This window comes from Kribbella sp. NPDC003557 (genome assembly GCF_040610805.1).
GTDB lineage: Bacteria > Actinomycetota > Actinomycetes > Propionibacteriales > Kribbellaceae > Kribbella.
Window position 1 is genome coordinate 49555 of record NZ_JBEXMY010000003.1, and the last position, 12545, is coordinate 62099.

The window sequence follows — 12545 nt, forward strand, 5'->3', positions numbered from 1 at the left end:
CTCAGATCCGGCAGGCGTGGATGTCGGTGGTGAGGATCGCGCGCGCGCCGACCTCCCAGAGCTGGTCCATCAGCCGCTGCGCCTCGGCCCGCTGGACCATGACACGGACGGCGACCCAGCCCTGCCGGTGCAGCGGCGAGACGGTCGGCGACTCCAGGCCGGGTGCGACCGCGGTGGCCGCGTCCACGTCCTCGGCGCGGATGTCGTAGTCCATCATCACGTAGTTGCGCGCGATCAGGACGCCTTCGAGCCGGCGGACGAGCTGCTGCAGGCCGTTCGGCGGGATCTCGACACCGTGCCGCTTGATCAGCACCGCCTCGGACTGCAGGATCGGCTCCCCGAACACCTCGAGCCCGGCCTGGCGCAACGTCGTACCGGTCTCGACGACGTCGGCGATCACGTCCGCGACGCCGAGCTGGACGGCCGACTCCACGGCGCCGTCGAGGCGCACGACCGCCGCGTCGACGCCGTTCTCGGCCAGGTGGTCCTGCAGCACCCCGGCGTACGACGTGGCGATCCGCTTGCCGGCCAGGTCCTTGATCGAGTCGGCGACACCGGGCCGGCCGGCGAACCGGAACGTGGACGAGCCGAATCCGAGGCCCATGATCACGTCCGCGTCCGCGTGCGAGTCGAGCACCAGGTCACGGCCGGAGATGCCGACGTCGAGCGTGCCCTCACCGACGTACACGGCGATGTCGCGCGGGCGGAGGTAGTAGAACTCGACCTCGTTGGCCGCGTCGGTGAGGGTGAGGTCCTTGGTGGTCCGGCGCTGTTTGTAGCCGGCCTCGACGAGCATCTCGGTGGCGGCTTCGCTCAGCGAGCCCTTGTTCGGTACTGCGACGCGCAGCATGGCACTGCCCTTTCGATGAATGAACCGGTGATCTGTACGGAGTCGCGCAGAGTCGCTCCTACAGATGTCGGTACACGTCGTCGAGCTCCAGGCCGAGCGCGTGCATCATCACCTGGGCGTGGTAGAGCAGCTGTGACAGCTCCTCCGCGGCCCGCTCCTTGCTCTCGTACTCGGCGGCCATCCAGGACTCGGCGGCTTCCTCGACCAGCTTCTTGCCGATCGCGTGCACGCCGGCATCCAGCGCCGCCACGGTCCCGGAACCCTCCGGCCGTGTCGCCGCCTTCTCACCCAGCTCGGCAAACAGCTCCTCAAAACTCTTCATCGCGCGCCCAGCCTACGGTGCGCGGTCGCACGGCCGGCCTCCAGGTCCGCTAGCCGGACTGCTTGAGCGCCTCGGACAGGCGGCGCGGCGGCGAGTGGGCGTCGACGTACCAGGCGTGCTGCTCGGACAGGAACTGCTTGATCATGGCGTAGTCGGCCGTGTCGTCGGGGCCGCGGAGGTGGTACGGCGGCGGGTAGAACGCGTCACCGAGCAGGGCGACGCCGTCCGCCACCACGATGACGGAGTCGGGTGCGTGGTTGCCGCCCACATGCCGGAGTACGACGTCGGTCGGCAGCGTGAGGGTGTCGTCGAAGGTCTGCACCGGCGGGACGACGCGGAAGCCGGTCCAGTCAGGGACCGCGAGGGCCCGGGCGCGGAAGCTCGGGCCGAGCTTCGGGTCGGCCTGGACCTGGTCGTGCAGGTAGCGGTGGCTCCACGGGCGCTCGGCCTCTGCGGCGAGCAGGTCGGTGGCGGTGGAATGCGCGACGACGGTGACCTCGGGCCAGGCGCAGGCGCCCCAGGTGTGGTCCCAGTGGTGGTGGGTGTAGACGAGCCACCTCGGCGCGGGCAGTCCGGCCGCATCGATCGCCGTACCGATGGCGCGGGCGTGCTCGGGGCTGTTGCCGGCGTCGACGAGGACGCTGCCGCGGTCGTCGGCGATCACGGCGACGGACGGGCGGATCGCGTCGGGATCCGGGTCGTGCGGGTAGATCCAGACCCGGCCGGCCAGGTGCTGCAGCATGTGGCCGACGATAGCTGGATGCACAGTCCACGGAGAGTCCGCGAGCTCGGCGTCGTCGTCGGAACGCTGCCCACCGGGCCGCTCAACGCGATCACCGACGTCCCGGGCGTCCTGGTCGGCCAGACCACGATCACCGGCGACGGGCTGAACACCGGGGTGACCGCGATCGTCCCGGACGGCTGGGCGGACGCGCTACCGGCCGCGGTTGCTGTCGGCAACGGGTACGGGAAGCTCGTCGGGACCACACAGCTGGACGAGCTCGGGGTGATCGAGACGCCGATCCTGCTCACCGGGACGCTCAGCACGTTCCGCGTCGCCGACGCGCTGATCACCTGGCTCCTGGACCGCGACCCGCGGGCCACCAGCCTCAACCCGATCGTCGGCGAAACCAATGACGGCTACCTCTCCGACATCCGTCGGCGTCCGGTCACCTCTGCGGACGTCCACACCGCCCTCGACACGGCATCGTCCGCCCTGCCCGCCGAGGGATGCGTCGGAGCCGGCACCGGCACGACCGCACTTGGCTTCAAAGCCGGCATAGGTACTGCGTCCCGCTCGCTTCGGCCCGCACCCGGGGTGGGCGGCGTGCCTGGGGCGGTCGGGGTTCTGGTTCAGGCCAACTTCTCCGGGCTCCTGACCGTCCTCGGCCGGCCGATCCCGGCACCACGGATCGACGCGGACGGGAACTCCTGCATGATCGTCGTGGCGACGGACCTGCCGCTGGACTCCCGGCAGCTCGGACGGCTGGCCCGGCGGGCGATCTTCGCGATGGGCCGCGTCGGATCGGACTACGCCCCGGGCAGCGGCGACTACGCGATCGCCTTCACCACCGCCCGTGCCGCGTCCTACGCCGACCGCGACCTGCGCGCTCCGTTCCAAGCAGTGACCGAGGCAACCGAGGAAGCCCTGCTCAACTCACTGACCATGGCGACCACCACCACCGGCTTCCGAGGCCGCACCGCCCGGGCGCTCCCCCACCATCTGATCACCGACGCACTAGCCGGCCACTGAGTCGGCCGGCACCCGCGGACGGGCGGCTTCGCGGCGACGTACCGCCGTGCTGACGAGCACGACGAAGGCGAGTACGGCCGCGACCGTGCGGACCGCATGCGCAGCCTGCCACCGATCGCGAACAGCGGCCCAGTCCGCCGGCGGCTGCTGGACCGACCACGACAACTGGTCGGAGTTGATCGGCAGATTCACCGCGAACGTGGTCACGAACACAACCACCAGCAGCGCGGCCGCGACGAACGCCGACCGTCGACTGTTACCGCGGCTCCAGATCGCCAGCGCGACGGTCGTGACGAGCGCCGGGATCAGTGTCACCGACGCCAGTTTGTCCAACGAGTCCAGCTCCACCAGTCGTACTTGTGTGTAAACGGCGGCGCCGAACGACCGCAGCGAGTTCTCCAGCACCATCACACACACGAGGAACCCCGCGAACAGCCCGCTGAAGAACAGACTCACCCCGCGGAGCGCCATCAGTACCCCACCCCGATCGGCTGACCGACGGTTGCCGGGTCGTCGAGCACCGCGAGCATCAGGTGCGCCGTGTCCGCGCGCGAGATCGAGTAGCTGCGCGGCACCGTGCCGCCGACGACCGTCCGGTAGCGGCCGGTCAGCGCCCGGTTGGTGAGCTTCGGCGGGCGCACGATCGTCCAGTCCGTCGTACTGGCGTGGATGTCCGCCTCCATCACGCGGAGGTCGGCGTACACGTCGGCGGCGATCGCGTTGATCAGCGGATACAGCAGCCGCCGGTTCAGGAAGCCCTCGTCCGGCGGGATCGGCCCCAGCGGCGCGGCGCTCACCGCGACGAACCGCCGGACCGCGACCGCCTCCATCGCGGCCAGGATCGACTGCGTGCTGCGGGACGCGACCGGCCCGTCCTTGCGCCCGCGCGGTCCCACCCCGGAGATCACCGCCGTACTGCCGTCGACCGCCTCGCGCAGCGGCTCCGCCGCGTCCAGCCCCGGCACGCGAACCACCTCCAGCGACGGATGCTCCAGCTCGAACGCCGACGACGCCCGCACCACCGCCGTCACCTTGTGCCCCGCGTCGAGCGCCTGCCCCACGACGTGACCGCCGATCCCGCCGGTCGCGCCGAACACCGTGATCCTCATGCTCATCGCCTCCTCTTCCGTGATCCATATAGTACGAAATTCGTAATATATGGGAAAGACAGAATCAGGTGATGCGCGCCACGGGAGCGGCTCAGGAGTAGAGCTGGACGATTCTGCGGGCGAGATCGGCGAGCTCGGCCCGGAGCTCGGGCGGTTCCAGCACCTCGACCGCGTCGCCGAACCGGCTCAGCGACGCGGCGGCGTTGCCGATCGACTCGATCGGGATCGTCACCACGACACTTCCGTCGGCCTCCGGCGTCGCCGCAGCGACCGCCTTGACCAGGGTCGGGAACGAGACGTCGTACATCCGTCCCGCGAGCCGCGCCGACACGCGGACGACCGCATCGCCGGTGAACCGCGCGCGGTCGAACCCTTCCAGGTGGTGCTGCCAGAAGCCCACGAGGTTGAAGTCGCTCGCGCGGTCGAACCCCTCGTCGGTCGGCGTCAGGTCGAGGATGTTCGAGACGCGATACGTGCGCAGGCCGCCGGGCGTGGAGGCCACGACGTACCAGCTGCCGTTCTTCAGGACGAGTCCGTACGGCTCCAGGATCCGCTCGACCTCGCGCGGCTCCTCCCACCGGCGGTACCGGACCTTGACCCGGCGGTCGTGCAGCACGGCGTCGGCGATCGCGGACAGGTGCGGCGAGTCCTCGGCCTCCTGGTACCAGGCCGGCAGGTCGAGGTGGAAGCGGTTCTTCAGCCGCCCGGCGCGGTCCCGCTGGTCGGGCGCCAGCGCTGCTAGCAGTTTGAGTTCGGCGGCACTGGTCTCTGCCGTGAGCCCGAGTGCCGCGGCGGCGCCCGGCATGCCGACGAGGAACAGCGCGGCCGCTTCTTGTTCGGTGAGGCCGGTCAGGCGGGTGCGGTAGCCCTCCACCAGCCGGTACCCACCCGCGCGGCCCTGGTCGGCGTACACCGGGACCCCGGCCGCGGCGAGCGCCTCGACGTCGCGGTAGATCGTCCGCAGCGACACCTCGAGCTCGTCGGCGAGCTCACGCGCGGTCAGCTGCCGCCGCGTCTGCAGCAACAGCAGGATCGACAACAGCCGGCTCGAACGCATACTCCGAGGTTAGTCCTGATCACTGCCATGGGTTGTCAGGTTTTGCTCGCAGGCTGGCAGCATGACGACTTGGACCAAGGTGACCGGCGATTTCGACTTCCTCAACGGGTACTTCGACGTCCGCCACCGCACGCTCAAAGAGGCGTTCGCGGGGTGCGACGAGTGGCTCGAGTACGACGGGACCACCACCGCGCGCACGTACTTCGACGGCCAGATCAGCATCGACGAGATGCGCTTCCCGACCAAAGGCTCGTACGGGCTGTCGCTGCGGCTGTTCGACCCGGTGAGCGAGCAGTGGAGCATCTGGTGGGTCAACAGCACGACGATGAAGCTGTACCCACCGGTGCACGGCGGCTGGGCGGCCGACGGCTCACGCTGCCGCCTGGTCGGCGAGGACACCCACGACGGGCGCCCGATCCTGTGCAGCTACGAGTGGTCCGACATCACCGCGGACACCGCCCACTGGGAGCAGGCGTACTCCGACGACGGCGGCGAGACCTGGGAAACCAACTGGATCATGGACTTCACCCGGCGCCCGACGCCCCCGCCCGCCCTCGACGTCCCGAAACTGACCGACGACTTCGACTTCCTCGTCGGCCGCTGGTCCTTCCACAACCGCCGCCGGCGCCCCGTACTCGGCGAGCCCTTCGAGTGGTACGAACACGACGCCACGATGGAAGCCACCACCTACTTCGACGGCGCGATCAGCTTCGACGAAGGCTGGTTCCCGAGCGAAGGCTTCCGCGGCGCCACGTTCCGCCTGTACGACCCCGAAGCGAAAACCTGGTCCATCCACTGGATCAACAGCCAACGCGGCCGCCTCGAATCCCCCGTCATCGGCACCTTCGCCGCCGACGGCACCGGCACCTTCGAAGGCCCGGACGACTGGGACGGCCAACCCATCGACGTCCGTTTCCTGTGGACGCCCGGCGAGGAAAAGGCGGCCTGGGAACAGGCTTTCTCCACCGATGAGGGCAAGACCTGGACGACCAACTGGTACATGGAACACACGCGCATCGGGTGAGCTGGTCCGGCCGGCGGGCGAGCGCGGTCGTCCCCACGCATGCTTCGCAGTCGCTCTGTCGTCGCTGCGCTCCTCCGCCGCGCCCACCCACCGTCCGGCTGAGCGCCGGCTTGTTTGTTGCCCGCTGCCACGGGCGGATGGTCGGCTGCCGCGGACGATTGCGGGCTGCCTCCCGCGGGTGACTGCCGGCGGGTGTCCGCGGATGAGCGGAGCGTTCTGGCTGGGCCTTCAGTGGCGGGACGACCGTCTAGCTGTGCAGCTCGACTGTACTTATACGCCCACTGCCCCGGCGGTGGGCGCAGCGCCAGGCGTGCGGGCGGCGCCAGTGGGCCTATACGTACTGTCGAGCTGCCGATGCCCGACGACTGAGGTAGCGGTGTGGACGGATGCCTGGTCACCGACGCGCTCACCGGCGGGAAGACGTTCTGGGCGTTCGGCAGCGGCACAGCGATGCGCCGGCCGAGGAGCAACGGCCTCAGCACCCAGTCGAGCCGTTCGCCGTCCACGACGAAGCCCTGAGAATGGCGTTCCGCGCGCACACCACCGGTCCAGAGCCACAGCCCCGCCACAACAGTCCACTCGTCCGCGGACACCCGCTGGCAGCCAACCGCGGGCGGCAGCCCGCAGGCGTCGGCGGCAGCCGACCACCCGCCCGCGGCAGCGGGCAAAAGATGCACCGGCACCAAGCCGGAGGGCGGGTGGGAGCGCGCGGAGCAGCCGCGTTGAGGAACGCAGCGACGAAGTAGCGGCTGCTTAGCACGCGCGGGTCGGCTACCCCAGTGCGCGGACGGCGGCCAGGGTGGAGAGGGCGGCTTGGGTGGCTTCGTAGCCTTTGTCTTCGCGGCTGTCGGGGAGGCCGGCTCGGTCCAGCGCCTGGGGGTCGTTGTCGCAGGTGAGTACGCCGAAGCCGACCGGCACCCCGGTGCTGACGCCTACCTGCATGAGGCCCTCGGTCGCGGCCTGGCAGACGTACTCGAAGTGCGGGGTGTCGCCCCGGATCACCACGCCGAGCGCGACGACGGCGTCGTAGCCGGACTTCGCGGCGTGCAAAGCCGCGACGGGAAGTTCGAAAGACCCGGGTACGCGGATCACGGCGTGGTCGGTGACGCCGGAGTCTTCCAGTGCGCGGAGGGCGCCGGCGAGTAGGCCGTCGGTGACCTTCGGGTGCCACTGGGCGGCGACGATCGCGACCCGGGCGCCGTCCACGCGGGGTGCCTCGATGGTGGGTGCTCCACTGCCCGACATCAGCCGGCTCCGTTCTCTTCGGTCAACACGCCACCTGGCAGGTGGTGGCCCATCCGGTCGCGCTTGGTGCGCAGGTACCGCAGGTTGTGCTCGGTCGGGTCGATGAAGATCCCGCGGCGCTCGACCACGTCGATGCCGTAGCCCTGCACACCGGCGAGCTTGTCGGGGTTGTTCGTCAGCAGCCGCGCCGACGTCACCCCGAGGTCGGCGAGGATCTGCGCACCGGTGCCGTAGTCGCGGGCGTCGGCGGGCAACCCGAGGTCCAGGTTCGCGTCGACGGTGTCCCGGCCCGCGTCCTGCAACTCGTACGCCTGCAGCTTGTGCAGCAGCCCGATCCCGCGCCCTTCATGGCCGCGCAGATAGACGACGACACCGCCCTCGGCGGCGACCTGCCGGAGCGCCTCGTCCAGCTGCGGCCCGCAGTCGCAGCGCAGCGAACCGAACACGTCGCCGGTCAGGCACTCCGAGTGCAGCCGCACGAGCGTCGGCCCGTCGCCGATCTCGCCGCGGACCAGCGCGAGCTGCTCCGACCCGTCCACCACGTTCCGGTAGCCGTGGGCAACGAAGTCGCCGTACCGGGTCGGCAGGGTCGTCGTCGCGACCCGCTGGATCTGGGACTCGGTGCGGCGCCGGTACCGGATCAGGTCGTCGATCGACACCAGCACCAGCCCGTGCTCGTCGGCGAACGCGCGCAGCTCGGGGCCGCGCTTCATCGTCCCGTCGTCGTTGACCATCTCGGAGATCACCGCCGCCGGCGTCAGTCCGGCGATACGCGCGAGGTCGATCGACGCCTCGGTGTGTCCGGGGCGGACCAGGACGCCGCCCTCGCGACCGCGCAGCGGGAACACGTGCCCGGGCTGCACCAGGTCGTACGGCTCGGAGGCGGAGTCCGTCAGCACCCGGATCGTCCGCGCCCGGTCGGCCGCGGAGATCCCGGTGGAGATGCCGTCGCGCGCGTCGACCGAGATCGTGTACGCCGTCCGCATCCGCTCCCGGTTGTGCGGCGTCATCAGCGGGATCCCGAGCCGGTCGAGCTCCGAGCCCTCCATCGGCACACACACCACACCGGAGCTGTACCGGATCAGGAACGCCAGCAGCTCCGGCGTCGCTTTGGAGGCGGCGAAGATCAGGTCGCCCTCGTTCTCGCGGTCCTCGTCGTCGACGACGATCACCGGCCGCCCGGCGCGGATCTCCTCGATCGCGTGCTCGATCGTGTCGAGCTTCAGCACGTCACCCATCTAACCCACCACCACCGGTTCAGGAGTCTCGATCCGCTCACGGTTCTGGATCTTCCACCACGACGCGAAGCCGACCACGCAGAAGAGCCCGTACACGATGTACATCGACGCGGACGGGTAGAACTTCGCCTGGATCAGCAGCGGTACGCCGACCACGTCGACGGCGATCCAGATCAGCCAGAACTCGACGAAGCCGCGCGCCATCCCGTACGTCGCCAGGATCGACCCGGTGAGGATCCACGCGTCCCACTGCGGGCCCCACGAGCCGAGCTCGCGCAGCACGAAGTACGCGATCGCGTACAGCACCACGGCGATACCGCCGAGCTCGAGCCGCTCACGCGTCGTCGCCCAGCGCGGCTGCACACCCTTGTCCGCGCCGTGGTGACGGGTCTGGTACCAGCGGTACCACCCGTACAGGCTGACGAGCGCGAAGAACACCTGGCGGCCGGCCTGGCCCCAGAGGTCCTTGTCCTGCGGCGTGTCGAAGATCCCGCCGACGAAGACGGTGAACAGCAGCACGTTGCCGACGATGCCGACCGGCCACGCGGCGACCAGCCGGCGCATGCCGAACAGCGCGCTGGCCAGACCGAACACGTTGCCGACGATCTCCCGGACCAGCACCGGCGACCCGGCGATCGTCACCTGGGAGTGCAACAGCCAGTCGATCGCGTTCACTTCTCGCCTCCGTTGTCCTGCCCGGTGCCGGCGGTCAGCAGCCGCTCGACGTACTTCGCGATCACGTCGACCTCGAGGTTGACGGTGTCGCCCACCTTGTTCGCGCCCAGCACGGTCAGCTCGAGCGTGGTCGGGATCAGGCTGACCCCGAACGTGCCGGTCGCGTCGTCGACGTCGGTCACGGTCAGCGAGACGCCGTCGATCGCGATCGATCCCTTCTCGGCGACGTACCGCAGGATCTCCGGGGACGTCGCGACCCGGACGTCCTCCCAGCGCTCGGCCGGGGTGCGGGAGGCGATCGTGCCGGTGCCGTCGACGTGGCCCTGGACGATATGGCCACCGAGCCGCTCGTGCGCGGCGACGGCCCGCTCGAGGTTGACCGGCGAGCCCTTCTCCAGGCCGCCGAGGCTGGTCCGCTGCAGCGTCTCGCGCATCACGTCCGCGGTGAACACGCCACCGCCGTACTCCACCACCGTCAGGCAGCAGCCGTTGACCGCGATCGAGGCGCCGTGCGCGGCGTCCTCGGTCACCTTCGGACCGCGGATGGTGAGCCGCGCGGCGTCACCGTCCAGCAGATCCAGGGACTCGACCGTGCCGAGTTCTTCGATGATGCCGGTGAACATCTACTTTCCTCCCAGAGGAACCAGGGTCAGCCGGACGTCGTCGCCGAGGCGGGTGACGTCCGCTAGCTTGAACCGCCGCAGGTGGTCGATCGATTCCGCGCCGAGGTCGCCGACCGCGGCGTAGCCGGAGCCGAGCACGGCCGGGGCGACGTACGCAACGATCTGGTCGACCAGACCGGCGCGCAGGAACGCGGCGGCCAGCGTCGGGCCGCCTTCGAGCCAGAGGTGCCGGATCTGCCGGTCGTCCAGCTGCCGGAGCACCTCGGCGGGATCGTGGGTCGGCAGCAGCAGGGTCTCCGCGCGGTCGTTGCGGACTCGCGCGGTCGGCGGGATCTCGCGGTCACCGACGACCACCCGGAGCGGCTGCCGCGCCGCCGGGACGTCGTTCTCGTCGCGGACCGTCAGCTCGGGGTCGTCGTTCAGCACCGTCTGGGTGCCGACGACGATCGCGTCGCACTCGGCCCGCAGCCGGTGCACGTCGGCCCGGGCGATCGGGCCGGTGATCCACTTGCTGGTCCCGTCCGGCGCCGCGGACCGCCCGTCGAGCGTGGTCGCGAACTTCCAGGTGACGAACGGGCGGCCGACCCGCACGCTGTGCAGCCAGACGTAGTTGACCGCCTCGGCCTCGGAGCGCAGGACGCCCTCGACGACCTCGATGTTCTTGGCCCGCAGCTTCTCGGCGCCGCCCGCGGCGGTCCGGTTCGGATCGGGGACGGCGTACACGACGCGCGCGATCCCGGCCTCGATCAGCGCATCCGCGCACGGACCGGTCCGGCCGGTGTGGTTGCACGGCTCGAGCGTGACGTACGCCGTCCCGCCGCGGGCGCGGTCGCCGGCCATCCGGAGCGCCTCGACCTCGGCGTGCGGGCCGCCGGCAACGGCATGGAAGCCCTCGCCCACCGGATGGCCGTCGCGGCCGGTGATCACACACCCGACCACCGGATTGGGATGGGTGCTGCCGACACCTCTCGCAGCCAACTCGACAGCACGCCTCATCCAGGCGATGTCGATCGGCGACGCGTCGTTCACTGCTGGGGCCCCTCGTCGTCACGGACGCACTCCGGGGCCTCCGGCCGGCACGTCCGCTCCACCGCCCGCCGGGACCTCACCGGTCCCGGCACCCGGCCCGTCGCCGGACCTTCGCCGTCGCGTCCCGCGGGCCGTCACAGCCCACGCTCCGCGCCGTAGGGCGCCAGAGCGCACCCGCCGACCGCGTGCGCCTCCCATCCGGACTTTCACCGTCGGTCCTGGAATTCCACCAGGTCAACCGGTCGCCATACCGCAGCGACCGGGTCGCGGACTGTTACCGCCGGCTCGGAATTACACCGACCCCGGAGCACGCGAGTGGGTTCACTCGTGTTTCAAGTATGCCCTCCTCCGCAACCCGCACCACGACCCAGGTCACATCCTGGTCGACGCCGGCGGAACCAGTCGCCGGGTGAGTGCCAGCGCCGCACCTGCCAGCGCGCAGCCGACGGCCACAGCGAGGATCAGCGGCCGGTACCCGAACGCGCCGGCCAGCGCGGCGCCGGCGAGCGGCCCGACGGCCTTCGCGATCGTGGTCGGGGTGCCGAGCATCCCGGCGATCGTGCCGAAGCCGCTCGCGCCGTACCGGTCGAGCAGGATCGCCGGGGTCGCGATCGACGACACCCCGAAACCGAGGCCGAACAGGACCAGGCAGGCGATCGCCCCGCCGACGTGGCGTCCGACGGCCGGCAGCAGCGCGACCGCGACGCCCTGGACGACCAGGATCAGCGCGGTGACCGTCGCCATCGGCAACCACCGGGCGGACACGCTGGCCACCAACCGCCCGGTCACCGACATCAGGCCGAGCAGTCCGGCCAGGCTCGCCGCCCGCGCCGGCGGATGCCCCAGGCTGACGAGGTAGAGGACCAGGTGGACCGCGATCACGGCCAGCCCCGCGCTGTGTACGACGAACGCGCCGGCGAGCAGCCAGAACCCGGGATCGTGCAGCACTCTGGCCGGTGATCTGGGGTGTTTCGTGGTCGCGGGTCGTGGCGCTTGCCCGGGTACGGCGAGGAAGTGCAGCGGGATGGTGATGACGGCGAGGACGCCGGCCAGGACCAGCAGCGCGGCGCGCCAGCCGAGGGAGTGGGCGAGGTAGCCGGTGAGCGGGATGAAGATCGAGCTGGCCAGGCCGCCGACCATCGTGATGGTGAGGATCGAGCTCGTCCGGGCCGTCGGGGCGGCAACGGCGACCACGACGGCGAAGGCGGGCGGGTACAGGACCATGGCGCTCGCGACGCCGATCACTGCGAAAACGGCGTAGAGCTGGACGGTGTTCTGGACCTGCGACCAGCCGAGGACGGCGGCCGCGGCGAGAAGTGAGCCGGACGTCATCAGGCCGCGTCCGCCGCGGACGTCGAGCCGACGGCCGACCGGGATCGAGATGAGGCCGCTGACCAGGACGGCGATCGTCGACGCGCCGACCGCGGTGGTCGTGGAGACGGAGAGCTCGTTGCTCATCGGCCCGACGAGGGCGCTGAACGCGTAGGTGAGCACGCCGTACCCGACGGTCGTCGTGATCGCCAGCGCGGCGATCAGGAACGTCAGCCGACCGGTCCTCGGCGCGGTGACCACTGGCGCATCCATCACCAGAAGTCTTCCACGCACCGCGCCCGCCGTCCG

At 70.6% G+C, this 12545-nt stretch carries 15 protein-coding genes and 1 riboswitch; of the genes, 3 read left to right on the plus strand and 12 right to left on the minus strand.

Going from position 1 to position 12545, the window contains the following annotated elements:
- Position 1: 1 nt before the first annotated feature.
- Genes hisG through ABZW60_RS12090 form a run of 3 tightly spaced genes read right to left on the minus strand, consistent with a single transcriptional unit; the run spans position 2 to position 1914 of the window.
- Positions 2 to 850 carry an ATP phosphoribosyltransferase gene (gene hisG / locus ABZW60_RS12080; RefSeq protein ID WP_355475984.1) on the minus strand — a complete coding sequence of 283 codons (849 nt, stop codon included), beginning with the start codon at positions 848 to 850 and terminating at the stop codon, positions 2 to 4.
- Positions 851 to 908: 58 nt separating this feature from the next.
- Entirely contained in the window at positions 909 to 1172 is a 264-nt protein-coding gene (locus ABZW60_RS12085; protein WP_355475986.1) for a phosphoribosyl-ATP diphosphatase, read from the minus strand.
- Positions 1173 to 1221: 49 nt separating this feature from the next.
- A complete protein-coding gene (locus ABZW60_RS12090) occupies positions 1222 to 1914 on the minus strand; it encodes an MBL fold metallo-hydrolase (RefSeq protein ID WP_355475988.1) in 693 nt (230 codons plus the stop codon).
- Positions 1915 to 1932: 18 nt separating this feature from the next.
- Here ABZW60_RS12090 and ABZW60_RS12095 point away from each other — a divergent pair, with 18 nt between their 5' ends.
- Positions 1933 to 2925 (plus strand): P1 family peptidase, encoded by a 993-nt coding sequence (locus tag ABZW60_RS12095; RefSeq protein ID WP_355475990.1) that lies wholly within the window; start codon positions 1933 to 1935, stop codon positions 2923 to 2925.
- On the opposite strand, the gene ABZW60_RS12100 is transcribed toward ABZW60_RS12095, so the two are convergent.
- The 3 genes from ABZW60_RS12100 to ABZW60_RS12110 form a co-directional block, all read right to left on the minus strand.
- Entirely contained in the window at positions 2911 to 3396 is a 486-nt protein-coding gene (locus tag ABZW60_RS12100; RefSeq protein ID WP_355475992.1) for an anthrone oxygenase family protein, read from the minus strand. The genes ABZW60_RS12095 and ABZW60_RS12100 overlap by 15 nt on opposite strands.
- Positions 3396 to 4034 carry an NAD(P)H-binding protein gene (locus tag ABZW60_RS12105; RefSeq protein WP_355475994.1) on the minus strand — a complete coding sequence of 213 codons (639 nt, stop codon included), beginning with the start codon at positions 4032 to 4034 and terminating at the stop codon, positions 3396 to 3398. The genes ABZW60_RS12100 and ABZW60_RS12105 overlap by 1 nt, the downstream gene beginning before the upstream one ends.
- 91 nt (positions 4035 to 4125) lie before the next feature.
- The gene (locus tag ABZW60_RS12110) at positions 4126 to 5091 is read right to left on the minus strand and encodes a WYL domain-containing protein (RefSeq protein ID WP_355475996.1); all 966 of its coding nucleotides are present in this window, start codon (positions 5089 to 5091) and stop codon (positions 4126 to 4128) included.
- Positions 5092 to 5152: 61 nt separating this feature from the next.
- On the opposite strand from ABZW60_RS12110, the gene ABZW60_RS12115 reads away from it, so the two are divergent.
- Together ABZW60_RS12115 and ABZW60_RS12120 are read left to right on the plus strand one after the other, a co-directional pair.
- Positions 5153 to 6115, plus strand: coding sequence for a hypothetical protein (locus tag ABZW60_RS12115; protein ID WP_355475998.1), 963 nt, complete (start codon positions 5153 to 5155; stop codon positions 6113 to 6115).
- Between the two features lie 378 nt (positions 6116 to 6493).
- Positions 6494 to 6634: a hypothetical protein gene (locus ABZW60_RS12120; protein WP_355476000.1), complete on the plus strand. Its 141-nt coding sequence runs from the start codon at positions 6494 to 6496 to the stop codon at positions 6632 to 6634.
- A 252-nt stretch (positions 6635 to 6886) separates the two neighbouring features.
- On the opposite strand, the gene ribH is transcribed toward ABZW60_RS12120, so the two are convergent.
- The 6 genes from ribH to ABZW60_RS12150 form a co-directional block, all read right to left on the minus strand.
- On the minus strand, positions 6887 to 7360 hold the full coding sequence (gene ribH / locus ABZW60_RS12125; RefSeq protein WP_355476002.1) for a 6,7-dimethyl-8-ribityllumazine synthase: 474 nt from the start codon (positions 7358 to 7360) through the stop codon (positions 6887 to 6889).
- The gene (locus tag ABZW60_RS12130) at positions 7360 to 8598 is read right to left on the minus strand and encodes a bifunctional 3,4-dihydroxy-2-butanone-4-phosphate synthase/GTP cyclohydrolase II (RefSeq protein WP_355476004.1); all 1239 of its coding nucleotides are present in this window, start codon (positions 8596 to 8598) and stop codon (positions 7360 to 7362) included. The genes ribH and ABZW60_RS12130 overlap by 1 nt, the downstream gene beginning before the upstream one ends.
- On the minus strand, positions 8599 to 9273 hold the full coding sequence (gene pnuC / locus ABZW60_RS12135) for a nicotinamide riboside transporter PnuC (protein ID WP_355476006.1): 675 nt from the start codon (positions 9271 to 9273) through the stop codon (positions 8599 to 8601).
- On the minus strand, positions 9270 to 9896 hold the full coding sequence (locus tag ABZW60_RS12140; protein ID WP_355476008.1) for a riboflavin synthase: 627 nt from the start codon (positions 9894 to 9896) through the stop codon (positions 9270 to 9272). Before ABZW60_RS12140 ends, pnuC begins: the two co-directional genes overlap by 4 nt.
- Positions 9897 to 10925 (minus strand): bifunctional diaminohydroxyphosphoribosylaminopyrimidine deaminase/5-amino-6-(5-phosphoribosylamino)uracil reductase RibD, encoded by a 1029-nt coding sequence (gene ribD / locus ABZW60_RS12145; protein ID WP_355476010.1) that lies wholly within the window; start codon positions 10923 to 10925, stop codon positions 9897 to 9899.
- A gap of 181 nt (positions 10926 to 11106) precedes the next feature.
- Positions 11107 to 11240: riboswitch (FMN riboswitch) on the minus strand.
- Positions 11241 to 11297: 57 nt separating this feature from the next.
- The gene (locus ABZW60_RS12150; RefSeq protein ID WP_355476012.1) at positions 11298 to 12509 is read right to left on the minus strand and encodes an MFS transporter; all 1212 of its coding nucleotides are present in this window, start codon (positions 12507 to 12509) and stop codon (positions 11298 to 11300) included.
- Between the last annotated feature and the right edge of the window lie 36 nt (positions 12510 to 12545).